Source organism: Nocardia sp. GP40, from assembly GCF_050434125.1.
Taxonomy (GTDB): domain Bacteria; phylum Actinomycetota; class Actinomycetes; order Mycobacteriales; family Mycobacteriaceae; genus Nocardia; species Nocardia albiluteola.
Genome location: NZ_JBNPVW010000003.1, coordinates 674,004 through 698,950 on the forward strand (window position 1 = coordinate 674,004; position 24,947 = coordinate 698,950).

Consider the following 24,947-nt stretch of genomic DNA (forward strand, 5'->3'; position numbering starts at 1 on the left):
CACACGACCGAGAACCCGACAGCCCACACCCGTGAACCACAGCCGCACACCCCAGAACACCGCAACCACACAAACCCGGTAGCTGCACAACCGCAACCGCGGCTGCCGCACAACCGGGAGCACGGCAGCCCACACCCGGAACACGTCGCCCGCGCACGCGGAACGACAGTGTGGTCCGCACGCTCGGAACATTGTGGCCCGCAGGCTCAGGAACGGACCGGTTCGAGGAGGGTCAGGCATTCGACATGGTGGGTGCCGGGGAAGGCGTCGAAGGCACGCAGGCGGGTCGGCGCGTAACCGGCGGCTCGGTAGAGGGAGATGTCGCGAGCGAATGCGGCCGGATCGCAGCCGATATGGACGATGCGCGCCGGGACGGCTGCGGTCAGCGCCGCGACGACGGCCTTACCGGCGCCGGCGCGCGGCGGGTCCAGGACCACGACATCCGGTGCGGCGCCGCCGGATTCACCGGCAATCCAGCGTTCGACGCGGTCCGCGCGCAAGCTCGCCCAGGGCAGGTCGCGCAGCGCCGCCACGCCGTCTGCCACCGCCGGCCGCGCCGATTCCACGCCGAGCACCGCACCCGCCGGACCGACCGCCTCGGCCAGCCGCGCGGCGAAAACGCCCGCACCGCAATACAGATCCCAGGCCCGGTCGCCCGGCGAAGGGTCGGCCCATTCGGCGACCACATCCGAATAGCACTGCGCCGCACCACGATGCGCCTGCCAGAAGCCGGTCGCGGACACCTCCCAGCGCCGCCCCGCGACGAATTGCACCGCGCGCCCGCTGCCCTCGATCACCCGCTCATCTCGGTCGGCGTGCGCGGCGGCCCGACGCGCGGCCGTACTCCCCCGATCACCGGCCCGGTCGGCCCCGGCCCGATGCAATGCTTCCCGCCGACCGGCACCGCTGTACCTCGCACCGCCACGCCCGTATTCGCCACCACGCCCGCGTTCGCCACCGCCGCCGTATTCACCACCGCGGCCATGTTCGCCGCTACGCCGCGCACGACGATCATTGCCGGCCCGCGAATTTCCTTGCCTACGTTCATGTTCCACAAGTGCAGGGGCCACCTCGACGACGTGCCGCATCCCGTCACCGTCCACCGCGACCACAAGATCCGCACCGGGAGTCCAGATCCGGTCGGCGATCCCCTCGAGTGCCCCCGAAACCGGTTGCGGGCAGCGCAGATCCGCGATGATATCGGTGCTCCGGAACCGGTGGACCCCCGCCCGCCCCCGCTCATCGACCACGAGCCGGATGCGAGTCCGCCACCCGACGTCCTGCTCTCCGCCCGGAATCGGCTCCACCACCACGTCGGTCTCCCACGCCGCCACCCGCCGCAGCTGCTCGCTCACCACGGTCGCCTTCAGCGCCCGCTGCGCCGCCGGAGTCGCGAACGAAAAATCACAACACCCCGCACCGCCGGGCCCGGACACCGGGCAGATCGCGGGCACCCGATCCGGCGACGCCTCCAGAATCTCCACCGCCTCCGCGCGGCAGAAGGACCCACCGCGGTCCTCGCTCACCCGCGCCCGCACCAACTCCCCGGGCAGCCCGTGCCGCACGAACAACACCCGCCCCTCGTGCCGCGCCACACAGAACCCCCCGTGCCCGGGTGACCCGAGCCGCACCTCGAAGACCGAACCCTCCCAGTTGGATTCGCCGTCACGACCGCTCACAACCACTCCTCATCACCGATGGTCCACACGATCGGACCCGTACACCGTGGCGCGAAGGATCCACCGCGATGCGCCCGGACGGCACAACATATCCCGGCCACCCCGCATCGCACTGCCCCACCGTCACGTGCCGGCTGTCCCGAGTCCCACACCGGCGCCGAGCTGGAATACGCCAAGCTTGTGTGCGACGCCCTGTGCTCGTCACCAGCGCGCGCCGGGTGTGCGACACCACTGCGCACAGCGGAATCACACCGCCGGCGCGCGGATCCATTTCCGGTCTGTCCCACCAATGCGCCGATCCACCGCCCGACCGCGCACGGCGGCGCCGCCGGTTCGCCCGAGAACCTGTGTCCGCGGATCCGGCGACCGCGCAGGCCGCCGGGCCCATCGCCGCCACCTCGTGCCGAGACGGAACATGATTCGGCCCCCCACGCGGGGAGAGCTCCGCTACGGCCCGGACTGCTCGAGCCGGACAGGGCGGATACCGCGGCGCGCGTCGACAACGGGAACACTCCGGTCAGCATAGAGCCGCGGGCGGCGGCGTCCGTGCGGTGTACCTGGTGTTTCGATCCCGCGGACGAAGAATACCGCTGCTGGGGCTCCGTAACGGGTACGGTTCCCTGCGGGTAGTGGAGCAGACCGCGCAGGCGGTTTCCAGAACGGGGTCGGCAGGTGTACGTAGTGATCATGGGGTGCGGCCGGGTCGGCTCCTCCCTGGCCCGCGCGCTGGTCCGGGTCGGACACGAGGTCGCCGTCATCGACCGCGATCCCAGCGCATTCCTCCGCCTGGGCCGGGACTTCACCGGTGAGCGGGTCATCGGCGTCGGCTTCGACCGGGACGTGCTGCGGCGGGCCGGAATCGAACGGGCCGGTGCGCTCGCGGCGGTGTCCTCGGGCGACAACTCGAACATCATCGCCGCGCGGGTGGCACGCGAGACGTTCGGGGTGAACCGTGTGGTGGCGCGCATCTACGACGCCAAACGCGCCGCGGTGTACGAACGCCTCGGCATTCCCACCATCGCGACCGTGCCGTGGACAACGGACCGCTTCCTGCGCACCCTCATCGGCGAGGACGACACCGCGCCGTGGCGCGATCCCAGCGGCAGCGTCGCGGTCACCGAGCTCAGGCTGCACGAGGCCTGGTTCGGCCATCCGGTGCGCGATCTGGAGAGCGCGACCGGCGCCCGGGTGGCCTTCATCATCCGATTCGGGCAGGGCCTGCTGCCCACCGAAAGGACGCTGCTGCAGGCCGAGGACACCGTCTACGTGGCCGCTACCGAGGGCCGGGTCGCCGAGGCCGTCGCCCTGGCGGCCGCCGCACCGTCGAGTGGGGAGCACTGGTGAAGGTCGCCATCGCGGGAGCCGGGGCCGTCGGCCGCTCCATCGCCCAGGAACTGCTGCGCGGCGGGCACGAGGTGATGCTGCTCGAACGCCGCATCGACCACATCGATCCCGGCGCCGCCCCCGCCGCGGCCTGGGTGCACGGCGACGCCTGCGAGCTGGAACTGCTCGAGGAGGCCGCGCTGCAGGAGTACGAGGTGGCCATCGCGGCCACCGGCGACGACAAGGCGAATGTGGTGTTCAGTCTGCTCGCCAAGACCGAATTCGGGGTGCGCCGGGTGGTCGCGCGGGTCAACGATCCCCGCAACGAATGGCTCTTCGACGCCTCCTGGGGCGTGGACGTCGCGGTATCGACGCCGCGGCTGCTGGCCTCGCTGGCGGAGGAGGCCGTGGCGGTGGGCGATATCGTGCGCCTGATGACGCTGCACCAGGGACAGGCCAACCTGGTCGAGATCACCCTGCCCGCGGACACCCCGCTGGCGGGCCGTGCGGTCCAGACGCTCGAGCTGCCCCGCGACGCCGCGCTGGTGACCATTCTGCGCGGCGGGCGGGTGATCGTCCCGCAGCCCGACGACCCGCTCGAGGGCGAGGACGAACTGCTGTTCGTGGCCTCGGTCGAGGCCGAGGACGAGCTGCGCCGGGTTATGGGAGAGGGCTAGGCGTACCTCCGCATTCGCTCCGGCCGTGCGCGGTTTACGGACGGCTGCGCCGACAGCGCCCCTTAGGCGGCCTCCCGCAGCCGCGCCCGCAGCTTGTTCAGCGCCCGGTGCTGCATGACCCGCACCACGCCCGGGCTGGTGCCGATCGCCTCCGCGGTCTGCGCGGCGCTCCAGCCCAGCACGATACGCATCACCAGCACCTCGCGATGCGCGGGCGCGAGCACCTGCATCAGCTGGTGCGCGACCCGGGCCCGCTCCGAGGCGATGGCCAGCTCCTCCGGCCCGGCGGCGAGCGAGGGTTGCTCCGGGAACTCGGACACCGGATAGTCCGGGCGCTGGCAAGCGTGCCGGAACGCGTCGGCAACCTTGTTGGAAGAGATGCCGAATACGAAGGCCAGGAACGACTTTCCCTGATCGCGATACCGGGGAATGGCCTGCACCACGGCGAGGCAGATCTCCTGCGTCACATCGTCGGCGGTGACGTGCACGTATCCGCCGGAGGTCAGGCGGCCCGAGCAGTACCGGCGCACCAGGGGGTAGATGATCTTCACGATCTCGGTGACCGCCGCGGAGTCCCCCGCGACGGCGGGCCCGATCAGGCGGTCCAGCTCGGCGGCGACCCGCTGGCTGTCGGAGCGAGGGGACTGCTGCCGAGCCGCCGCCGGACGCGAGCCACGCTGCCGCACCGCCCGCGTTCCCGACCCCTTCAACGCCACTGGTCTGTCCTCGGTAGCCAACACCCCGGTTCCTTCCGCCGACCCCTGTAGTCCTTACAGACGATCGTGCTGTGAACCGGGCCACCGAACCAGGCACCCCAGGGTGGGCTGATCCCCACCCCCCGGCCGGAAAGGGTCAGTCCGCGGCGGCCGGGGCATGCCCGGCCCGGCGCACCGCCCACACGGTGACCAGCAGGGCCACGGCGGTCAGCGGCCAGCCCATCGCGATGCGGGTGACCGCGAGCAGACCGGTGCTGTTGGTCGCGTAGAAGTGCGACTGCACCAGGTACCGGGCGCCGAACACCAGCACCCACACCAGCGTCGCGAGGTCGTAGAGCCGCACCACGCGACGATCCGAACGCCATTGTGTGCCGTGGCCGTTCAGCACGCCCCAGATCACCCCGGCCAGCGGCCAGCGCACCACCAGCGAGGCCAGGAACACCCCCGCGTACAGCAGGCTGGCCCAGATCCCGAACAGGAAGAACCCCTTGGCCGCACCCATCCGGTAGGCGATGAACGCGCAGACGCCCACGCCGAGGAAGCCGGAGATGGCGGGCTGGATCGGATTGCGGCGCGCGAGCCGCCAGACCAGGATGGCCGCCGCCACGCCGAGCGCGGTCCAGATGGCCGCGCCCAGGCCCCACAGCGCGTTGGCGGGGACGAACACCACAACCGGCAGCGTCGAGTAGATCAGGCCGCTGATGCCGCCCAGCTGCTCGAGCAACGTCTCCTCGGCCTCGCGATCGGCGGCATCGTCCGCCTCGTCGGTCTCCGCGGCGGCCGGCGCGCCGGCCACCGACTTCCCCCGTGATTTCCGCAACCGCCCGAGGTCTAGCCCGTTTGGGTCGGTGTCCGCGTCGGTGAGATCCGGCCCCCACGAATCATGGTCGTCATGCTGATGGGCGGGCGCGAACCGATCGTCGGATGCGGCGCGGCGCTCGTTGTTGGCGACGAGGGCGCCCTCGTCGTTGCTGGGTGTCGGCATGCGTCAGGAATTCTCACGGAGTTCGTAGTAGGGATTGAAGATGACCTTGGCGCCATCGCGATCGCCGATGCGGCCGCGAACCAGGATACGGCGTCCGGGCTCGATACCGGGGATCCGGCGCCGCCCGATCCACACCAGCGTGACCGCGTCGGTGCCGTCGAAGAACTCGGCCTCGAGGCACCCCGTCGCCGCCTGCGGGCACTCCTCCACGCTGCGCAAGCGGCCCAGCATGGTGACCTCCTCGCCGCGCCGGCACTCCGCGGCCTGACAGGCCCCGGAGGCCTGCGAGGTCTGCGCCAGCTCCTGAGCGTCGAGCCGGTCGAGATCGGCCGTCAGCCGAAAGCCCAGGCGGCGGAAATACCCACTGTCGGGTCCGGCCTCGGGCACAGCGGCCCCGGAGACCGCCCTGTTCCTGCCGGAGAATGGCATGGCGTACACACTTCCTGCACTGCTCTGCGGCGGCGTCACGCGCCGTCGGTCCTCGTGACGACCGGCCACCTCGGCCGCACACCGCCACTGTAGATCGGGCCCGCCGGGCCCGCCACGCGCGCCGCCCGCCCTGTGACGGGAGGCACCGACAGTGTCGTCTTCCCTGTGGTACCCCGGTCCGGGACCTTCAACCCTTGTGCGTGCGATCGCGGCGACCTGCGGCAACCGCCGCGGCCCCGCCACACTCGGCACGGCGGGACCACCGCGTACTCTCGAGCCGTGCCAGATCTACCCCGCCCGGCGCTCGTTGTCGGTCTGCCCGGAACCGGCTCCGATGCCGACTTCGCCCGCCGCGCCTTCGGACCTGCCTGTGCCGCATGGGATCTGCCGTTCCTGGCGGTGGAACCCGACCCGCGCCGGGTGGTGGCCAGCTGCAGAGCCGCGCTGGACACCGCCGCCCGCTCGGGCCCGGTGCTGGCGGCCGGAATCTCGCTGGGCGCGGCCATCGCGGTCGAATGGGCCTGCGCGCGAGCCGAATCCGCCTTCGGCGTCATCGCCGCGCTGCCCGCTTGGACCGGCGCGGACACCTCGGGATGCCCGGCCTCGCTCAGCGCCGCGGTCACCGCCGAGCAGCTGCGCGCGGACGGTCTCGAGGTGGTCGTCGAGCGGATGCGTGAGGGGAGCCCGGACTGGCTGGCCGCGGCCCTGACCCAGTCCTGGCACGCCCAGTGGCCGGATCTGCCCCAGGCCCTGGAGGAGGCGGCCGACTACGCCTGGCCCACGCCGGAAACCCTTGCGGCGCTGTCGGTTCCGGCCGTCGTCGTCACCGCGGTGGACGATCCGGTGCACCCGCTGGCCGTCGCGGAGGACTGGGCCGAACTCATCCCACGCGCCGAATTGCAGCGCATCACCCTGAACGAACTGGGCGCGGATCCGGCCGTCCTCGGCGCCCGCGGCCTGGCGTCCCTGTTCGGCCGCCAGACCACGTCCGGGCGCGCGCGCTGACCGGGAGGCGGCGCTGCCTGTCGGCCGAACGCCGCCTCCCGCGAACCGACTACTAGTTCCGACCCAACTGCTGCATGGCCGAACCCTCCGCGCCCCGGCGCGGCCCCTCGGGCTGCGGCGCTACGGCGGGGAAACTACCTGTCGCGTGGGCTTGCGCCGCGGCCGCCTGCGCCGACAACGCGTCCTGCTGGGCCTGCACCTGCTGCTGATGCGCGGCCTGCAGCTGATCGGCCAGATCCTGCGGCAGCACCACCGGCAGCGGATCACGCACCGGCAGCGGATCGTCGCCGCGGCGCACCACGGTCTCGCCGAGAATGGCCCGGGCCGCGGCGACCAGCGGCCGGCCCTCGTCGACCGCGCCCGCCGGGCCCGCCGCCACCAGCCGCACCATCCACCGGTATCCGTCGACGCCGATGAATCGCAGATCGGCGCCCTCGGTCACCGCGTGCAGCTCGCGCCCCCACGGGCCGGACTGCACCGACACCTGGGCGCCCTCGGCGCGCAGCGAATCGGCCAGGTCCGCGGCCACCGCGCGCCACTGTCCCGGCGACTTCGGCGCGGCATAGGCGGCCACGGTCAGCCGGCCGTGCTCGGTCGCCAGGTGGACCGCCTGGGGGGTGCCGTCGGGGGTCATCTCGACCTGCAGCTGCCCGCCCGGCGGCACCGGGACGATCACCGAGCCGAGATCCAGGCGCTGCTCGGTCACGTTCTCGAGCAGATCGGCCACGTCGTCGAAGTCGTAGGGCCCGGTGCGGGGAGCCGAGTCCCCGGGGCCCTCGTCGTACTCCGCGGCCGCGTAAGCGGGTTCGTCGTATTCGTCCTCGTCCTCGTACCCGGGCTCGTCGTAGCCCTCGTCATCCTCGTCGTATTCGTCGTCGTACCCGTAGTCGTCGTACGCACCGGCCCCGGCGCCATCTTCCGGGGAGCTCTTCTTCCGTCCGAACATCCTCATGCCTCCTTGCCGGCCGAGACGTCTCCACCAGCCCTCACCCCACCATTATCGAGGCTGGCGTGACCGCCGCTGGACCCGTATCCGCCCGCGCCGCGGGCAGTCTCGTCCAGGCTCTCGACCTCCGCGAATTCGACCAGCTCGACGCGCTGGACCAGCAGCTGCGCGATGCGGTCGCCGCGGCGCAGGGTGATCGCGGCACGGGGATCGTGGTTGATCAGGCAGACCTTGATCTCGCCGCGATATCCGGCGTCCACGGTGCCGGGGGTGTTGACGATCGACAGACCCGTCTTGGCGGCCAGGCCGGAGCGCGGGTGGATGAGGCCGACGGTGCCCGTCGGGAGCGCGACGGCGATGCCGGTGCCGACCAGCACCCGCTCCCCCGGCTCCAGGATGACGTCCTCGGTCGTGCACAGGTCCACGCCCGCATCCCCCGGGTGCGCACGGGCGGGAACGGGGATGCCGGGGTCGAGCCGCAGCAGGGGTATGGATGGAATGCCGGTCACGTCGAGGGAGCCTACGCGGTCACCACGACGGGGACTGACCTAGTCTGATGTGGTGTCCGACCAGCCCCCACAGGTAGCCATGCCGCGCAACGAAACCACCTCCCCCGTGTACTCCGAACGCCAATGGGCGCCACTGTGGTGGTGGCCGGTGGGGCTGGGCATCATCGGCCTGTTGGCCGCGACCCTGCACATGGGCGCGCCGGGGATCCAGGCCTGGCTGCCGTACGTGCTGCTGCTTCCGATCCCGGTGTGGGTGCTGCTGTGGTTCGGCCGGCATCGTGTCGAGGTGGCGCCGGATGCTGCCGGAACTCTCGAATTGCGCACGGACAAGGCACATCTGCCGGTAACGTATGTTGCGCGGGCGGCGGTCGTACCCGCCAGCGCCAAGAGCGCAGCGATGGGCCGTCAGCTCGACCCCGCCGCCTTCGTGCAGCATCGACCCTGGATCGGGCCCATGGTGCTGCTCGTCCTCGACGATCCGGACGATCCGACGCCGTACTGGCTGATCAGCGCCCGCCACCCGGACAGGGTCCTGGCCGCGCTGGGCATCACGCCACGCACGGCCTGAGGGCTTCCCGGCAGGGGTGACACGCCGTGGGCGGCTCGTCTGCGGCGGTACAGGCCGCGCACGAGCCCGGCGGCACGGCGACACGGCGGCGCCGCACCGATCGCCGACGCGCGGCTATTTCGGCGCGGGCCACACAGGTATTGGCCGCGCTCGGCCTAGCCGAGCGCGGAGTGGGCGGATGTGTGTTCCAGGGGCAGTGCGTGCGAACGCGATGATTCGCCTCGGGCTCAGGCCGCGCAGTCCATGCAGATCAGCTGCCCGCCGGCCTCGCTGGCCAGGCGGCTCCGGTGGTGCACCAGGAAGCAGCTGGAACAGGTGAACTCGTCGGCCTGCTTCGGGATCACCCGGACCGAGAGCACCTCCTCGGACAGATCCGCGCCGGGAAGCTCGAACGACTCCGCGGTATCGGATTCGTCGATATCCACGACGGCGGACGCGGCCTCGTTGCGACGAGCCTTCAGCTCCTCGAGCGAGTCCTCCGAAACCTCGTCGGATTCACTGCGCCTAGGTGCGTCATAGTCGGTTGCCATGTCGTATCCCCTCGTCCTTACTTCGTATATCCCGGACCGGTCTCTCCGCACCGCTCCCGGCCGAAAACGGCCGGATTCGGCTCGGCGAGTACCGCTCCGCCGGTGGTGTACGTCACGTGTACACCGGTCGCACACCGGTCCGGATCTGCGGAATCCGTTCCGGATCGCGCTCGGTTAACGCAGGACATGCCCTCGTTGTTCCCGATAACGCACCCCTGATTCACCTCGGTCGATTCGAATCAGGCCGCCAGACAATAGCGGACGTGGAGGCAAAAGTCGCAATCAAAACACTCGCGAGTCGAAACTGAGGGTCAATCGTCATCGCAGGGCCGGGCCGAGGCGATTCCGTGGTCACCGCTGATGCAAACCGTTATCGACGCGACACGAGACGGATACCGAAGGGGCGCCACACGCTCGGCGGCACGCATGCGAGGAACCGCCGCCCCAACTCGTAAGGTGTGCGTGTGGTTTCACTGATCACCGAAGGCAGCACGACCGACAAGAAGGGGCGCCCCTTCACCCGGCGCCGCTATCAGCCCTGGGTCGCCATGGTGGCGATCCTGACGCTGATCTGCGCAATCGTCTGGATCAAGGCGCTGACGACCCCGGACCACTCGCACACGGCGATGGCCTGCAACTCCCCCAGCCCCGCCTCGGGACCCGACGCGCCGAAGCCCGCACCGCTGGGCGAGCGCGTCTCGCCCTCGCGCCTGCACGACGTGGAACCCGCAGCCCTCGCCCAGGCGAAGGTCCGCGTATACAACGCCTCTGGCGAGCGCGGCCTGGCCGAGCACATCGCCACGGGCCTGAGCGACTACGGATTCGCCAGCCCGCCCCCGCCGGTGTACGCCAACGATCCGGTCTACACGAACGGCGACCTGAACTGCACCGGCCAGATCCGCTTCGGCGTCAACGGCCGTCCCGCGGCCGCCGCGGTGCAGCTGGTCGCGCCGTGTGCCGAGCTGATCGAGGATCAGCGCACCGACAACACCGTCGACCTGGCGCTGGGAACGCTGTTCGGCAACGACATCCAGCCCAGCGACAACGCCGAGGAGGTGCTCAAGTCGCTGAAGAACCCGGCGCCGGGCAACCCCTCGATAGATTCGGGGCTCCTCTCGGCCGCCCGCGCCGCCAGCTGCTGACCCGGGCCGGGGCGTCGGCGACCCTCGTCACGGCTCCGGAATCGCCTCCGACACGCCCAAGCGGTCGAACAATTTTGTCAATTCGGCGGCTATGCCCGGCGCCGCGGCAACCACGAGTTCACCGGTCTTGGCGACCGTCCCGGCCGCGGGCAGCGTGAGCCGGGCGCCGGCCTCCGCGGCGATCAGCGCGCCCGCCGCCCAGTCCCAGGTGTTCAGGCCGTGCTCGTAGTGGGCGTCCACCTGACCGGAGGCGACCATGCACAGATCCAGCGCGGCCGAACCGACCCGCCGGATGTCACGCACCCGCGGCAGCACCTGCGCGATCAGCTCGCCCTGCCGTGTCCGGCGGTGCACGCCGTAGCCGAATCCCGTGGCCAGCAGCGCCATTTCGACCGAGCCGACCTCCGCGCAGCGCAGCGCGCTCGTCGTGCCGTCCGCATCGGTCCGCTCGGCGCCCGCGCCCAGGCCCGCGCTGTAGACCCGCCCGCGGACCACGTCGGCGACCGCGCCGGCCAGCGACCGCCCGTCCCGCATGGCGGCCACCGACACCGAATACGCCGGGATGCCGTACAGGAAGTTCACCGTGCCGTCGATCGGGTCCACGACCCAGACGATGTCCGCGGCGCCCTCCTCGATGCTGCCGCCGCCCTCCTCGCCGAGGACGCGCTCCCCGGGCCGCAGCCGCGCGAGCAGGCTGCGGATCAGCTCCTCGGTCTCGGTGTCCACGACGGTGACCGGATCGGTCGGGGTGCTCTTGGACTGCACGGCGTCGGCGTGCAACGCGCCCGCCGCACTGCTGACCTGAGTCCGGCGCAGCCGCACGTGCGCGGCCGCCGTCCGTGCGAGATGTATTGCGACACGCCGCAATTCGGCGATTTCGTCGACGTCGGGGTTCGGAACCGCAGGGTTGATATCGTGCACGACCCCCATCGGACCACAGAATGCCCATTGCTCGCATTAGGCTTGTCGTGCACGACACAGTCCGTCCGTCGCGCACTCCACCGCACATCGGCGTGTATTGTGCCGCGCGCAGTCGTTTGCGCCGACCTCACAGGAACGAGGAGTCGTCAATGTCCACTCGGGGCCAAGCCTTCGGTATCGACATCGGAGGGAGTGGCGTCAAGGGCGCCGTGGTCGATCTGGCCACCGGCGACCTCGCCCACGAGCGCATCAAGATGGCCACACCGCAGCCGGCGACCCCGAACGCCGTCGCCGAGACGGTGGCCAAGCTGGTCGCCCAGGCCGACTGGGACGGGCCGGTCGGTATCACGCTGCCCAGCGTCGTGGTCAACGGCATCGCCCGCACCGCGGCCAACATCGACAAGAGCTGGGTGGACACCGATGCACACCAGCTGTTCTCGCTGGCCCTGGGCGGGCGCGAGGTAGTGGTGCTCAACGATGCCGACGCCGCCGGCATGGCCGAGGACCAGTACGGCGCGGCCAAGAACATCAAGGGCCTGGTCATGCTCCTGACCTTCGGCACGGGCATCGGCTCGGCGCTGATGTACCACGGCACGCTGATGCCGAACACCGAATTCGGGCACATGGAGATCCACGGCAAGGAGGCCGAGCACCGGGCCGCCTCCTCGGTCAAGGAACGAAAGAATCTGTCCTACAAGGAGTGGGCCGCGGAGGTTACCAAAGTGCTGGTGACCTTGGAAAACCTGCTGTGGCCGGATGTCTTCGTGGCCGGTGGCGGCATCAGCCGCGACGCCGAGCATTGGATCCCGTTGCTGGGCAATCGAACCCCCGTGGTGGCCGCGCATCTGCGCAATACCGCGGGTATCGTCGGGGCCGCGATGGCAGTCGATGCCGGTATCGCGCCATAGGCATTCCGTTTAGATAGTTACAATGGAACGCATGCCCGGCGGTGAGCCGGAACCGACCCCGGCACGAGAGCCGGGATACCCCCGACAGAACCGCTCCGCCGGAATGACTCACTCTGGCGTGACGCCGCACGAGACCGTCACGAAAGGGCGTACGTGGTAGCCACGAATACCCGAGAGACCGCCGATTCGGCCCCCGAGGCCGACTCCGCAGACAACACTGCCGCACGGCCGGTCCGCAAGGCCCCGGCCAAGAAGGCCCCCGCCAAGAAGGCCGCCGCCGCGAAGAAGGCGCCGGCCAAGAAGGTCGGCGCCAAGGCCGCGGCCAAGAAGGCTCCGGCCAAGAAGGCCACGACCAAGAAGGCCGGCCCCGAGACCGAGGGCGAAGAGAACCTCGACGAAGAGGCCATCGACCTCGAGGATCTCGGTGACATCGACGTGTCCGAGGACGACCTCGCCGAGGAGGAGGTCGTCGAGGACGCCGTCGAGGAGGAGGCCGAAGAGGAGGCCGAGGAGCCCTCGGCCGCCGACAAGGCCTCGGGCGACTTCGTCTGGGACGAGGAGGAGTCCGAGGCGCTGCGCCAGGCCCGCAAGGACGCCGAACTCACCGCCTCGGCCGACTCGGTGCGCGCCTACCTCAAGCAGATCGGTAAGGTCGCCCTGCTCAACGCGGAGGAGGAGGTGGAGCTCGCCAAGCGCATCGAGGCGGGGCTCTATGCCACCGAGAAGTTCCGCGAGCTCAGCGAGAAGACCGAGAAGCTGCCCGTCACCACGCGCCGCGATCTGAACTGGATCATGCGCGACGGCAACCGCGCCAAGAACCATCTGCTCGAGGCCAACCTGCGTCTGGTCGTCTCGCTGGCCAAGCGCTACACCGGCCGCGGCATGGCGTTCCTGGATCTGATCCAGGAGGGCAACCTGGGCCTGATCCGCGCGGTCGAGAAGTTCGACTACACCAAGGGCTACAAGTTCTCCACGTACGCCACCTGGTGGATCCGTCAGGCGATCACCCGCGCGATGGCCGACCAGGCCCGCACCATCCGCATCCCGGTGCACATGGTCGAGGTCATCAACAAGCTGGGCCGTATCCAGCGCGAGCTGCTGCAGGACCTGGGCCGCGAGCCCACGCCCGAGGAGCTGGCCAAGGAAATGGACATCACCCCGGAGAAGGTCCTCGAGATCCAGCAGTACGCCCGCGAGCCCATCTCGCTGGATCAGACCATCGGCGACGAGGGCGACAGCCAGCTCGGCGATTTCATCGAGGACTCCGAGGCCGTGGTCGCGGTCGACGCGGTGAGCTTCACGCTGCTGCAGGATCAGCTGCAGTCGGTGCTGGAGACGCTGTCCGAGCGCGAGGCGGGCGTGGTCCGGCTGCGCTTCGGCCTCACCGACGGCCAGCCCCGCACCCTGGACGAGATCGGCCAGGTCTACGGCGTCACCCGCGAGCGCATCCGTCAGATCGAGTCCAAGACGATGAGCAAGCTGCGCCACCCCAGCCGCTCCCAGGTGCTGCGGGACTACCTGGACTGATCGACTACCGCATCGTGACAAGGCACCGCCGGATCTCCCGGCGGTGCCTTGTTACGATGCGTGACAACTGATTTCGCATGAACATGGGTAACTCGCCGGGCACCGGCCCACCTTGACCGGGCCGTCATCCGCCGGCCCGACGAGCGAGTCTCGTGGTAGGCAACGGCACGCTGAAGTCGCGGAGAGGCGGGACAGCGCTCGTGGATCAGTTGGTGTTGGTGTTCATTCTGGCGTTCGCGACGATCCTGGCGCAGCCGCTGGCGCGGTGGACCGGGCTGGCCCCGGCGGTGCTGATGACCGTGTTCGGACTGATTCTCGCGGTGATTCCGGCGGTGCCGAACATCAATCTGGAACCCGAGCTGATCCTGCCGCTGGTGCTGCCGCCGCTGCTGTACGCGGCCGCGCGGCGCACGTCCTGGCAGCAGTTCGCGAGCAGTGCGGGGCCGATCCTGTTGCGCGCGGTGGGCCTGGTCGTCGCGACGGCCGTGGCGGTGGCCGTGATCTTCCACCTTTGGTATCCGGCGGTTCCGGTGGCCGCGGCGCTGGTCTTGGGCGCGGTGGTGGCGCCGCCGGATCCGGTGGCCGTCAGCGCGCTGGCCGAGCGGCTGGGGCTGCCGCGGCGCCTGATGAGCGTGCTCGAGGGTGAGGGCCTGTTCAACGACGTGACGGCGATCGTGCTCTACAACGTCGCGGTGCAGGCGGTGGTCACCGGCAGCTTCTCCGCGTGGCACACCGCCCTGGAGTTCGTGCTGTCGGCCGTCGTCGCGATCGTGGCCGGACTGGTGCTGGGCTGGGTGGGCAGCCGCATCATGCGCCGCCTCGAGGAGGCGCCGTGGCAGGTTGCGCTGGGCTTGCTGCTGCCCTTCGCCGCCTACGGTATCGCCGAGTCCGCGCACGGGTCCGGGGTGCTCGCGGTACTGGTGTGCGCGCTGTATCTGACCGATGCCGCAACCGATTTCAGCGACAGCGACTACCGGATCGTCGGCGATTCGTTCTGGGATGTCATCGACATGCTCGTGACCGGATTCGCCTTCGGCCTCATCGGCCTGGAGCTGTCCTCGGTGCTCGCGGCCACCGGGCCGGACTGGCCGCGCCTGCTCAGCGGCGCGGGGATCGTGATCGCGCTGGTGGTGGGGCTGCGGCTGGTATGGCTGATGGTCAGCACCGCCGCGGTCCGCGGCTGGTGGTATAGCCGCACCGCGGACGAGCCGTATACCTGGCGCGAGACGCTGGTGACCTGGTGGGCCGGGATGCGCGGGGTGGCCACGGTCGCGCTCGCGCTGGCCGTGCCGCTGACCACCGATGATGGTGCGCAGTTTCCGGGCCGCCCCGAGATCCTGTTCACCGCGTTCGCGGTCGTGCTGTTCACGCTGCTGCTGCAGGGCACCACGCTCCCCGCGGTGGTGCGGCTGAGCCACGTGCAGGCCGACACCGAGGCCGAGCGCGCCCTCGAGCGCGACCTGTGGATCCGCATCCTGCGCGCCGAACTGGCCCGCCTGGACAAGCTCGCCGTCACCGACCAGCTGCCGCCCGCGGTCCACCAGCGCCTGCGCGACGGATTCGAACGCCGCCTGGCCCATGCGGACCCGGCAACCGCGGACAACGTCAAGGATGCCGACAAGCCGCTGCGATACTCCCGGAAAATCCGTGCGATCAGCAACGAGGTGCTCGATGCCGGGCGCGCCGAGGCCCTGGCCGCCCGCCGCGAACCCGGAATGCCCCCGGATCTGGTCGACCGGCTCATGCGCCGCCTGGATCTGCGCCCGGCGCCCTTCGTCTAACCGGGGCCCCGGCACGGCCCCGTCGATCCGGGCGCGGCACGCATTCGCCCGGCGCTCGCAAATCCGCTGTGCGCCGATGCCTTTCGGCTATGAGCTCGCCGCGCGGCGGGTGCACCCGGGCGCGCTGCCGGACATTCGCCCGATTCCGAAGCACCGGCGCTCCAGTGCCATTGACGTACTCGCGACACGCCGATCCAACATGCTCAGGGCCGTGACAGAGTCGTTACCTGCGGACATGCCGCCAGCAAACTCAGCTATTTACAGGAACTAAGTACTTCAAATTTACTACCTGTGAGTATCGGGCTAATGTGCGGGAGTGTCGTCGCCCGTTGGGTCCTGCGGCGACTCGCTAGCAAGGAGTTGGCATGTCGGAGATCAACCAATTCACCTACGGGTGGCTCACCCCCGCCCTCGCATACCTCATGTCGGTCATCGGGTCGTTGCTCGCACTGCGCTGCATGACCCGCGCCCGCACCAGCCCCAAGCCCCGCGGCTGGATCATCACCGCGGCCCTCGCGCTGGGCGGCACGGGCATCTGGGTCATGCATTTCATTGCGATGCTGGGCTTTTCGGTGCACGGCGCGACCATTCGCTACAACATTCCGATCACGATCCTGAGCGCGCTGGTCGCGATCGCCGTGGTGTGGATCGGGCTCTCATTGGTGGTCCGCAGGCAGGGCGATCCCACCGCGCTGCTGATCGGCGGCACCATCACCGGCCTGGGCGTGGGCGCGATGCACTATGCGGGCATGTTCGCGATGAAGTCCAACGCCCAGATCAGCTACGACCCGTGGATCGTGCTGCTGTCGCTGGGCATCGCGATCGCCGCCGCCACGGCCGCGCTGTGGTTCGCCATGCACGTGCACGGCATCCTGTCCTCCATCGGCACAGCCCTGGTCATGGGCGTCGCGGTCACCGGCATGCACTACACGGGCATGTACGGGATGCACACCCAGGGCTCGGACGGCATGGCCATGCCCTCGGGTGCGCAGGCGCACGAGCTGCTGACCCCGCTCATCATCGGGGTGAGCATGCTGACGATCCTGCTGTTCCTCCAGGTCGGCATCACCGACCCCGACGAGCCGGACCTCACCCGCATCCAGGGCCAGCGCGCGAGCAGGTACTGGCCCAGCCGCTGACCGATTCCCGACACACCTCGCCGTTGTTGCTCCAGCCACGGCCGACCCGCCAAACTGATCGCGTGCCCGTCTCGGTGCTGACCCGCTACCGATCCCCGTGGACCCGGACCGTCGACGCCGGGACGGCCCTGCATGGACTGCGCGAGTGGTGGCGCGGACCCGAACGGCTGACCCGCGCGCTGCGGGCCCTGCGGGACCTGCTCGGCGACGCACCCGCCAGCTGCGCCTACGCGTTCACGCTGTTCGTCACGTGGTGGACACTGCGCGGAATCAGCGATTACGCCGGGCACCGGCTGATCCTGTCGCAGTCGACGAATCTGCACAACATGCGTCGCGAGCCGGTGCAGGTGCTGGTGGCCTCCGCGTTCTGGACCGAGGGCGGATTCCCGTGGGGCACGATCATCGGATTCCTGATCGTCATGGCCTTCGCCGAACGCTGGCTCGGCACGCTGCGCTGGATCTTCGTGTTCGCGGTCGGGCATGTCGGCGCGACGCTCATCGTGGTCACCGGGATCTCCTACGCGGTGCACCACCACCTGATCCCGCTGAAGGTCGTCCTGGCCACGGATGTCGGTTCGTCGTACGGCTTTTCGGCGGTGCTGGCGGTGCTGGCGTTTCATCTGCGTGGCACCACCCGGGTCGCCTGGATGCTCGCGCTGGTGGTCTGGTACGCCCTGGGCGTCTGGCGCGGGCACACGTTCACCGACTACGGCCACCTGACGGCGGTGCTGCTCGGCTTCGTGCTGGGCGCGGCCTCGCTGCTGATCTCGCTGCGGCTCGAACGGTGGCGCGACGGTCAGGCCCGCACCACCACGACCGATCCCCTCGCTACTGCGCCGAGCCTGCCAGCTCCGGATACGTCCCGTCCGGACCCGGCCGGTAGTCGGTGACCGAGACCACCGCCGCGGCCGGGAGCGGCCCGTACAGGTGCGGGAACAGCATCGAGTCCGGATCGGACGGAACTCCCGGCTCCCATTTCACCGTCGATCCGAGCCGGTCCGGATCGAGCCATAGCAGAACGACATCATTGCGCCCGGCGAACAGCCGATTGGCGGGAAGGTGAACCTGACGCGGGGCCGAGAGGTGCACGAATCCCTCGGAACCCAGTGCGGGCGTCCGGCGCACGCCCTCGGCTCGCGCCCGATCCCATTCCTCCCGGGTGCACAGGTGAACCAGGCTGCGCGCGTTGGCAATTGGGGCACTCGCGGCGGAAACGGCGTCCATGAAACGACTTTAGCTCATAACGACAAGGCCTGGCCTGCGAGTTTGCCGGATCTCGGGTGTGAGCGCCCACGCCCCGGGGTAATCTCCGAACAGACAACTGGATCGACGTGGCAGCGGAGGTGGGAACACTGAACGAGCAGGTGTTTCGCGGGCGTCGAACCAGCCCTGGGAGGTTTGTTCGCGCACAGCGAAACTCCTGGTCATGTTAGGGAAAACACAGTGAAACATCCCCGGGAACAAACACCCCGTCTCAAACGTCTGACAAAGTAGTCACGTAGCCCCTGCTGGGAAGTAGCGGAAGCGAGCTCGCGGAGTAGACCGACGAGCCCCACACCAGGCGAACGGTCTTCTGCACCGGGAGCCAGGACGGAGGAGTCATGCCAGGAACCCTGACTAGCACCCCACTGACCGCGGTCGACCGGTGCGACCGTTGCGGTGCGGCCGCGCGTGTACGCGCAGTCCTTCCCGCAGGTGGTGAGTTGCTCTTCTGCCAGCATCACGCCAACGAGCACATGGATCGTCTCCGCGCGCTCGAGGCCGTGATCGACACGGAGTCGGCACCGGCGCTGTAATCAGCTCCTTACGTCCGATCAACCTGAGACAACTGAATCGTCCAAATGAAACCCCGTGAACGGGCGGCCCCTTGCGGGCCGCCCGTTCCGCTGTCCCCGAAACGCCGTCCCGGGCCGTGGGTCCACACCATGAGCCACGGCATCACACTCCGAGGCCCTTCGCCAGCACGGGCCAGGAGCGCATGAAATTGTCCCGCCAGTACCCCCACGAGTGGGTGCCCGAGGGCTGGAAGTTGAAGGTCGCCGGAATCCCCAGGTGACCGAGCCTGGCCGCGAGGTTGTGGGTGCAATAGTTGACCCCTGCCTCGATAACGCCGCCGATGATCAGCTGATCCGCGAGCCCGCCGACGCCGGGCGAGGCGTACGGGCCGTCGAGGGTGTCGTGTGGCCCGGGCAGGCCGTTGCCGGAGGACACGTACAGTGCCAGGCCGCGCAGCCGGTCGGCATGCAGGTACGGGTCGTTGGCGGCCCACTCCGGCGCGCCGACGGGACCCCACATGTTGTCGGTGTTGCCGCCGCCCCAGACGTCGACGGTCATCTGGATGTATTTCGAGCCGATCGGATCGCTGGTCTGGGCGCAGCCGCTGTAGGCCGCCGCGGCCCGGTACAGGCCCGGTTTCGCGATCGGCAGCGCCAGCACCGTGGTGCCCGAGGTCGACAGTCCCGCAATGGCATTGACGCCGTTGGTGCCCAGTGCGGCGTTGACGACCGGCGGCAGTTCCTCGGTGAGGTAGGTCTTCCACTTGTTGCGACCCAGGTGCGGATCGTCCTTGATCCAGTCGGTGTAGTAGCTCCACGCGCCGCCGATCGGCTGGATCACGTTGACGTTCTTGTCGGCCATGAACGCGCTGACGATGTCGGTGTTGTGATCCCAGGTGGCGGTGTCCTCCCCGCCGCCGGCGCCGTTGAGCAGGTACAGGGTCGGGCGCGGCACCGAGGCGTCGGCCGGCCGGTGCACATCGACGGGGAAGCTCTGGCCCATCGCCGCCGAATACACCGTCAGGCGGACGTCGCGGTTGTTCAGGAGCCTGGTGGATTCGATCCGGGAGCCGTCCGGTGCGGACACATCACCCAGCAGGGAGCCCGACGCCACGATCGGATCGCCGCCCCGCGCGGTTCCGGTCCCGATATCGATGGCCGTGAGCAGCACCGCGGCCGCTGTGACCGCCGCGGTCCTGACCGCGAGGCGTGCCCAACGAAAGTTCAACTGCGAGCCCTTCCGATCGTCACCGGCGGTCCGCCGCACCGATCCCGCGGTCCGCCTTGGGAACTCACCGATACCATTCCCACAAGACAGCAATTACTCAGCAAGCTACGTTCGACACAGTAGTCGACGCGGCGATCCGGATCTACGCGGCTCGCTGGCCGCCGCCGAACGACATCGCGGACTACCGAGTCGGTTGAGGGTGCGCGCACGGCCGGAGGGAAAACGATGCAGGACGCGTGCCGCGCGGCCGACGGTGCACCGAATGCCGACGGCTATCGGCGGCCGATCTGGATACCGTCCAGCAATCGGTCGAGTCCGTAGGCGAAGGCGATGTCGGGGTTGCCGGGGGCCTGGTATGCCTCGCCGGCGGCGGCACCGACGCGCATCGCGAGCGGAAACTCCTCGGCGGGAACGACTTCCGTGAGCACCGGGCCGTACACCTCCCACCATTGCGCGTCGCTCATCTCCTCGGCGCTGCGGGCGGCGGCGACCGCCATGCGGGCATTGCCGGTGGCGAACTCGGACAGCACCGCGATGATGCGATCCATCTCCAGATCCGTCAGGCCCAGGCCCTCCAGCGCGGCGAGCTGGCGTTCGTAGCGGCGCATCCGGCCCGGGCCCAGCACCTGCCGCCAGGGCGGCACCTCCAGCAGCCAGGGGTGGGCGAGCAGTTCGGCGCGGACGCCGTGCGCGATCGCGGCCATCCGCTCGCGCGCCGGGAGTGCCGGATCGATGGGCGCGTCCCACATCGCGACCGCATCGACCATGAGCACGATCAGCGCCTCCTTGCTCGGCACGTAGGTGTACAGGCTCATCGGACGCAGGCCCAGGTCGGCCGCGACGGTGCGGATGGAGACGCGGTCGTAGCCGTCGCGGTCGGCGATGGCGATCCCGGTCCGGACCACCTCGTCGACGGTGACGGCCTGCCGCGGCCCCCGCAGTCCCTGCCGCGGAGGCAGGGACTCACGCCACAGCAGACCCATCAGGCGGGCGGCCTGGTCAACGGCCGATTCGTCGGGCACGGCACTCCTCGCGGAATTTCGGTACGATGTACGGAGTTACAATACACCGTACGCCGTACGTTGATAAGAGAGGCTCGTCCTGCCCGCCACTCCCGCCACCGCCCCGCCCAGCCAAGACTCGCGCACGCCCCAGCGGCCGCTCAGGCCCGCCGACCGGGAAGGAGCCTCCGTGCCCGCCGCCCTGCACGCCACATACCTGCCCGACCGTCACATGTTCGCCCTGTGGACATGGACCGGACAGCGCCCGGGCCCGGCGCCCGCGGGAGGTGAGCACGCGACCATCGCCCTGGCAACCCCCTCGTCCGACGGTGCTTTCGCCATCACGGACGTCGAATGCGTTCTAGTGGAACCGGATCGCTACGCCGAACAGCTCGATATCGAATCGCCCCTCGCGGCCGACCGGCCGTCGGACGATCCCCTCACGGCGACCAGAGCGGGACGCACGCCAGCCGATCCACACGGAGACGCCGCCCCGTTCCCCAGCCCGTCGTTGCATGCGTGGCGCGACGCGCTCGAGGGGCGCGACGATACCCGCACGCTGCCGCCGGCGGCGCATGCAGTGCCCAATGCCGCAGGGACCGAGATCGTTTCGGCGGAGCGGGCGATGCGGGCGCTGACCGGAACGCTGGCGGTGAGCGCCGAGCTCGGCACCACGCTGAACGCGCGGCTGCGGCCGTATCAGGCCCGCGGAGTCGCCTGGCTGCGCGAAAGCACAGCCCTGCACGGCGGTGCCGTGCTGGCCGACGAGATGGGGCTGGGAAAGACCCTGCAGGCCATCGGATTTCTGCTCGGCCGGGCTGCGGAACCACAGCTGGTGGTCTGCCCGACGTCGCTGGTCGGGAACTGGACGCACGAGATCGAGCGGTTCGCGCCGGGACTGCGGCCGCTCCCGTGGCGCGGCGGCACGCTGGCCGGCCTCGCCGCGGGTTCGGTTGTGATCACCGGTTATCCGACGCTGCGCGGCCACGCCGCGGCATTGACCGAACAGCCCTGGGCCACGGTGATATTCGACGAGGCCCAGGTGTTGAAGAATCCGCGGACACAGGTGTCCCGGGCCGCGCGGGCGCTGTCCGCACGGGCGCGTGTCGCGCTCACCGGCACTCCGATGGAGAACCACCTGGACGAGCTGTGGGCGCTGCTCAATCTGATCGCGCCGCAAGCATTCACGCATCGAGCGCAGTTCCGGCGGCGCTTCGTGCGGCCGATCCACGAGGGGTCGGCCGCCGCGGCGATCCGGCTGCGGGACACGCTGGAACCGATCGTCCTGACCCGCACCAAGTCTCAGGTCGCCGCCACCCTGCCGGCGAAGATTCACTGCGATCTGACCTGTGATCCGACCGCCGAGCAGGGGCGGCTCTACGACGAGGTGCTCGAGCGCGCCGAGGCCGAGGGTTTCGGCTCCGGCGCGCAACGGCATTCGAGGGTGCTGGCCGCGTTGACCGCGCTGAAACAGGTGTGCAACCATCCGGGGCTGATCTCGGGGGATCTCGACGAATTGTCCGGCCGCTCCGGCAAATTCGATGTCTGCGCCGACATCCTCGCCAACAATGTCGAACTCGGCGCCCCGACCCTGGTGTTCACCCAGTACCGCCGCACCGGCGAGCTCCTGGTGCGGTACTGCGCCGAGGCGCTCGGCGTGCGGGCGCCGTTCTTCCACGGCGGGCTGAACCAGGCCGAACGCGCCGAGATGGTGGCCGAGTTCCAGGCGCCGGACGGTCCGCCGGTGCTGATCCTGAGCCTGCGCGCCGCGGGCACCGGACTGACCCTCACCCGCGCCGCGGACGTCATCCACTTCGACAGGTGGTGGAATCCAGCGGTCGAGGCGCAGGCCTCGGATCGCGTGCACCGCATCGGTCAGACCCGCACGGTCACCGTCACCACCCTGACCACGGACACGACCGTCGAGGAACACATCGCGGGCATGCACGCCCGCAAGTCCGCGCTCGCCGACCTCACCGGTGGCGCCGGGACCGAGACCGGCACCGTCGCGGCGCTGGCCCGCCTCGACGACGACCGCCTGCTCGACCTCCTGCGCCGAAAGCGAGGCAATTGATATGCCCGACAACGAATTCGGTTACACCGCCTGGGGCATGGACTGGGTCCGCCTGGCCGAACCCCTGCGCACGACCCACCCCGAGCCGCTGCTCCCCCGCGCCCGCAGCATCGCTCGCAACGCGGGGGTGCACACCGAGATCGAGGGCACCGCGGTGCGCGCATCGATCCACCGCGGCGCCCAGGCCTCGGTCACCTACCTGGAACTGACGCCGCTGTCCGGCAAGGCGATCACCGCCATCGCGGCGCTGATCCCCACGGACACGGTCGAACTGGGCGACGCCGCACACGCCGCGATCACCGCCTCGGGCATCACCGTGGCCCCGCAGCCGCGCAGCACCGACTGCTCCTGTTCGGCCCGCACGCCCCGCTGCCTGCACGTCCTGGCGACCTACTATGCCCTTGCCCGCCGGATCGACGAGAGTCCATGGCTGGCGCTCGATCTGCAGGGCTACCGGACCGCCGCACCGTCTGCCGACAGCGACACGGCCGCCCCACCACCCCGCTGGACGCCTCTCGACTCCCTGAACCCGGCAACATATTTCGGAATCCCGACCTGAACCAGCGCCGCGAGCTCGGATGGCTCCCGGGGCAGCGACGGGAAACACCCTGGGCCACACACGATGACAATCAGGCGTTGGTGCCACTATCGATGGTGAGGGTGGCGCCGGTGATGCTGCGGGCTCCGGGGCCCGCGAGGAATTCGACGGTGGCGGCGACGTCGTCGGGGACGGCGAAGCGGCCCAGCGGGTTGAAGGACAGCTGCCCGGCGGCGTGGTCGCCCGTCGCCGGATTCATGTCGGTGTCGGTCGAGCCGGGCTGGACCAGGTTCACCGTGATGCCACGCGGACCCAGTTCGCGCGCAAGGGCTCTGGTGAATCCGTTCAACGCGGACTTGCTCAGGTTGTACAGCGACACACCACCGAAGAGGGCGCGTTCGGACAGGTTCGAGCCGATGCTGATGATCCTGCCGCCCTCGGTCATGTGCGCGACGGCGGCCTGCGCGGCGACGAACGCGGCGCGCGCGTGGATGGCCAGTGCCTCGTCGATCTCGGCGAGGGTGAATTCCTCGAACGGCTTGGCCGGGAAGATGCCCGCGTTGTTGACCAGGATGTCGATGCGCCCGAGTTCGTCCGCGGTCCGGCGCACGGCCTCGACCACCTGTGCCGCATCGGCGCTGTCGGCCCGGATGGCCAGCGCGCACGGCCCGAGCGCCTTGATCTCGGCCACCACCTCGTCGGCGGCGGCCTGGTCGCCGCGATAGGTCAGCGCCACGTCCGCACCGGACGTGGCCAGGCGCCGGGCGATCGCCGCGCCGATCCCCCGGCTGCCGCCGGTCACCAGGGCCGCCATGCCGGACAGGTCACTCATCTGCACTCCCAATTCTGTGTCGATCAATACATAAATAACCCAAGCAGACGCCGGGCGACCGCGTCAAGGGGTATATTTAGCGATCGACACAGAAAGGATCCGGCCATGGCGGAACGCGGACGCCCTCGCGCCTTCGACCGCGAGCTGGCGCTGCGACGCGCCATGGAGGTGTTCTGGGAGCACGGCTACGAGGGCGCCTCGATGGCCGACCTCACCGCCGCCATGGGCATCGGCTCGCCCAGTCTGTATGCGGCGTTCGGCTGCAAGGAGGCCCTGTTCCGGGAGGCCGTGGGGCTGTATTCGCGCACCGACGGCTCGCACACCGCGCGCGCGTTACGCGAGGAACCGACCGCGCGCGCGAGCATCGAGGCGATGCTGCGCGACAACGCCGTCGTCTATACCGCCCCCGACAAGCCACACGGCTGCATGGTCGTGCTGGCCGGATCCACCTACACCACGCGCAACACCGAGATCCGCGACTTTCTCATCGAAAAGCGCACGCACACAACCGAAGCCATCCGCGCCCGCCTGGACCGCGGCATCGCCGACGGCGACCTGGACCCGGCCACCGACACCGCCGACCTGGCCGACTTCTACGCGACGGTCCTGTTCGGCCTCTCCATCCGCGCCCGCGACGGCAGCCCCCTACCCGACCTCGAGCGCACCATCGACCGCGCCCTGGCCGCGTGGCCCGAGGTGCGGGTCCCGAGGTGA

26 protein-coding genes are annotated in these 24,947 nt (G+C 69.9%); 14 read left to right on the plus strand and 12 right to left on the minus strand.

Going from position 1 to position 24,947, the window contains the following annotated elements; all coding sequences use genetic code 11:
- Positions 1-206: 206 nt before the first annotated feature.
- The gene (locus ABH933_RS12000; RefSeq protein ID WP_429417251.1) at positions 207-1,679 is read right to left on the minus strand and encodes a class I SAM-dependent RNA methyltransferase; all 1,473 of its coding nucleotides are present in this window, start codon (positions 1,677-1,679) and stop codon (positions 207-209) included.
- Between the two features lie 672 nt (positions 1,680-2,351).
- Between ABH933_RS12000 and ABH933_RS12005 the strand changes: the two genes are divergently transcribed.
- A complete protein-coding gene (locus ABH933_RS12005; protein ID WP_429417254.1) occupies positions 2,352-3,023 on the plus strand; it encodes a potassium channel family protein in 672 nt (223 codons plus the stop codon).
- On the plus strand, positions 3,020-3,679 hold the full coding sequence (locus ABH933_RS12010) for a potassium channel family protein (protein ID WP_429417257.1): 660 nt from the start codon (positions 3,020-3,022) through the stop codon (positions 3,677-3,679). The genes ABH933_RS12005 and ABH933_RS12010 overlap by 4 nt, the downstream gene beginning before the upstream one ends.
- A 62-nt stretch (positions 3,680-3,741) precedes the next feature.
- Here ABH933_RS12010 and shbA read toward each other — a convergent pair whose 3' ends face one another.
- From shbA to ABH933_RS12025, 3 genes are all read right to left on the minus strand, one after another.
- Entirely contained in the window at positions 3,742-4,395 is a 654-nt protein-coding gene (shbA, locus tag ABH933_RS12015) for an RNA polymerase sigma factor ShbA (protein WP_429417259.1), read from the minus strand.
- A gap of 136 nt (positions 4,396-4,531) precedes the next feature.
- Entirely contained in the window at positions 4,532-5,119 is a 588-nt protein-coding gene (locus ABH933_RS12020; RefSeq protein ID WP_245401765.1) for a DUF3159 domain-containing protein, read from the minus strand.
- 264 nt (positions 5,120-5,383) lie between these two features.
- On the minus strand, positions 5,384-5,809 hold the full coding sequence (locus ABH933_RS12025) for an OB-fold nucleic acid binding domain-containing protein (protein WP_429417262.1): 426 nt from the start codon (positions 5,807-5,809) through the stop codon (positions 5,384-5,386).
- A gap of 315 nt (positions 5,810-6,124) precedes the next feature.
- On the opposite strand from ABH933_RS12025, the gene ABH933_RS12030 reads away from it, so the two are divergent.
- Positions 6,125-6,814 carry an alpha/beta fold hydrolase gene (locus tag ABH933_RS12030; RefSeq protein WP_429417782.1) on the plus strand — a complete coding sequence of 230 codons (690 nt, stop codon included), beginning with the start codon at positions 6,125-6,127 and terminating at the stop codon, positions 6,812-6,814.
- Positions 6,815-6,866: 52 nt separating this feature from the next.
- Here ABH933_RS12030 and ABH933_RS12035 read toward each other — a convergent pair whose 3' ends face one another.
- Together ABH933_RS12035 and dut are read right to left on the minus strand one after the other, a co-directional pair.
- Positions 6,867-7,760: a DUF3710 domain-containing protein gene (locus tag ABH933_RS12035; RefSeq protein ID WP_429417265.1), complete on the minus strand. Its 894-nt coding sequence runs from the start codon at positions 7,758-7,760 to the stop codon at positions 6,867-6,869.
- Between the two features lie 2 nt (positions 7,761-7,762).
- Positions 7,763-8,269 carry a dUTP diphosphatase gene (dut, locus tag ABH933_RS12040; RefSeq protein WP_429417268.1) on the minus strand — a complete coding sequence of 169 codons (507 nt, stop codon included), beginning with the start codon at positions 8,267-8,269 and terminating at the stop codon, positions 7,763-7,765.
- Between the two features lie 79 nt (positions 8,270-8,348).
- Here dut and ABH933_RS12045 point away from each other — a divergent pair, with 79 nt between their 5' ends.
- Positions 8,349-8,837, plus strand: coding sequence for a DUF3093 domain-containing protein (locus ABH933_RS12045; protein ID WP_429417784.1), 489 nt, complete (start codon positions 8,349-8,351; stop codon positions 8,835-8,837).
- A gap of 227 nt (positions 8,838-9,064) precedes the next feature.
- Here the strand turns inward: ABH933_RS12045 and ABH933_RS12050 are convergent, their stop codons facing one another.
- Positions 9,065-9,367 (minus strand): DUF4193 domain-containing protein, encoded by a 303-nt coding sequence (locus ABH933_RS12050; protein WP_033087954.1) that lies wholly within the window; start codon positions 9,365-9,367, stop codon positions 9,065-9,067.
- A 464-nt stretch (positions 9,368-9,831) separates the two neighbouring features.
- Between ABH933_RS12050 and cei the strand changes: the two genes are divergently transcribed.
- Positions 9,832-10,509, plus strand: a complete 678-nt coding sequence (gene cei / locus ABH933_RS12055) for an envelope integrity protein Cei (RefSeq protein WP_429417273.1) — start codon at positions 9,832-9,834, stop codon at positions 10,507-10,509.
- A 27-nt stretch (positions 10,510-10,536) separates the two neighbouring features.
- Here cei and ABH933_RS12060 read toward each other — a convergent pair whose 3' ends face one another.
- A complete protein-coding gene (locus tag ABH933_RS12060; RefSeq protein WP_429417276.1) occupies positions 10,537-11,439 on the minus strand; it encodes an inositol monophosphatase family protein in 903 nt (300 codons plus the stop codon).
- Between the two features lie 140 nt (positions 11,440-11,579).
- Between ABH933_RS12060 and ppgK the strand changes: the two genes are divergently transcribed.
- The 5 genes from ppgK (at position 11,580) to ABH933_RS12085 (ending at position 17,675) form a co-directional block, all read left to right on the plus strand.
- Positions 11,580-12,338: a polyphosphate--glucose phosphotransferase gene (gene ppgK, locus ABH933_RS12065; RefSeq protein WP_215922014.1), complete on the plus strand. Its 759-nt coding sequence runs from the start codon at positions 11,580-11,582 to the stop codon at positions 12,336-12,338.
- 75 nt (positions 12,339-12,413) lie between these two features.
- Positions 12,414-13,865 (plus strand): RNA polymerase sigma factor, encoded by a 1,452-nt coding sequence (locus tag ABH933_RS12070; RefSeq protein ID WP_429417786.1) that lies wholly within the window; start codon positions 12,414-12,416, stop codon positions 13,863-13,865.
- A gap of 200 nt (positions 13,866-14,065) precedes the next feature.
- Positions 14,066-15,646: a Na+/H+ antiporter gene (locus tag ABH933_RS12075; protein ID WP_429417279.1), complete on the plus strand. Its 1,581-nt coding sequence runs from the start codon at positions 14,066-14,068 to the stop codon at positions 15,644-15,646.
- Positions 15,647-16,011: 365 nt separating this feature from the next.
- The gene (locus tag ABH933_RS12080; RefSeq protein ID WP_215922011.1) at positions 16,012-16,785 is read left to right on the plus strand and encodes an MHYT domain-containing protein; all 774 of its coding nucleotides are present in this window, start codon (positions 16,012-16,014) and stop codon (positions 16,783-16,785) included.
- 62 nt (positions 16,786-16,847) lie between these two features.
- Positions 16,848-17,675 carry a rhomboid-like protein gene (locus tag ABH933_RS12085; protein WP_429417282.1) on the plus strand — a complete coding sequence of 276 codons (828 nt, stop codon included), beginning with the start codon at positions 16,848-16,850 and terminating at the stop codon, positions 17,673-17,675.
- Here ABH933_RS12085 and ABH933_RS12090 read toward each other — a convergent pair.
- The gene (locus ABH933_RS12090) at positions 17,614-18,009 is read right to left on the minus strand and encodes a DUF952 domain-containing protein (RefSeq protein WP_429417285.1); all 396 of its coding nucleotides are present in this window, start codon (positions 18,007-18,009) and stop codon (positions 17,614-17,616) included. The two genes, ABH933_RS12085 and ABH933_RS12090, sit on opposite strands and share 62 nt — an antisense overlap.
- Positions 18,010-18,386: 377 nt before the next feature.
- Here ABH933_RS12090 and ABH933_RS12095 point away from each other — a divergent pair, with 377 nt between their 5' ends.
- Entirely contained in the window at positions 18,387-18,581 is a 195-nt protein-coding gene (locus ABH933_RS12095) for a DUF7455 domain-containing protein (RefSeq protein ID WP_429417288.1), read from the plus strand.
- 142 nt (positions 18,582-18,723) lie between these two features.
- Here ABH933_RS12095 and ABH933_RS12100 read toward each other — a convergent pair whose 3' ends face one another.
- Together ABH933_RS12100 and ABH933_RS12105 are read right to left on the minus strand one after the other, a co-directional pair.
- A complete protein-coding gene (locus ABH933_RS12100) occupies positions 18,724-19,788 on the minus strand; it encodes an alpha/beta hydrolase (protein WP_429417291.1) in 1,065 nt (354 codons plus the stop codon).
- Positions 19,789-20,060: 272 nt separating this feature from the next.
- Positions 20,061-20,771, minus strand: a complete 711-nt coding sequence (locus tag ABH933_RS12105) for a TetR/AcrR family transcriptional regulator C-terminal domain-containing protein (protein WP_429417788.1) — start codon at positions 20,769-20,771, stop codon at positions 20,061-20,063.
- A 250-nt stretch (positions 20,772-21,021) separates the two neighbouring features.
- On the opposite strand from ABH933_RS12105, the gene ABH933_RS12110 reads away from it, so the two are divergent.
- Entirely contained in the window at positions 21,022-22,863 is a 1,842-nt protein-coding gene (locus tag ABH933_RS12110) for a DEAD/DEAH box helicase (RefSeq protein ID WP_429417790.1), read from the plus strand.
- 1 nt (position 22,864) lies between these two features.
- The gene (locus tag ABH933_RS12115; protein WP_429417294.1) at positions 22,865-23,422 is read left to right on the plus strand and encodes a hypothetical protein; all 558 of its coding nucleotides are present in this window, start codon (positions 22,865-22,867) and stop codon (positions 23,420-23,422) included.
- A gap of 70 nt (positions 23,423-23,492) precedes the next feature.
- Here ABH933_RS12115 and ABH933_RS12120 read toward each other — a convergent pair whose 3' ends face one another.
- Complete coding sequence (locus ABH933_RS12120) at positions 23,493-24,233, minus strand: SDR family NAD(P)-dependent oxidoreductase (RefSeq protein WP_429417297.1); 741 nt, start codon at positions 24,231-24,233, stop codon at positions 23,493-23,495.
- Positions 24,234-24,338: 105 nt separating this feature from the next.
- On the opposite strand from ABH933_RS12120, the gene ABH933_RS12125 reads away from it, so the two are divergent.
- Complete coding sequence (locus tag ABH933_RS12125) at positions 24,339-24,947, plus strand: TetR/AcrR family transcriptional regulator (RefSeq protein ID WP_429417299.1); 609 nt, start codon at positions 24,339-24,341, stop codon at positions 24,945-24,947.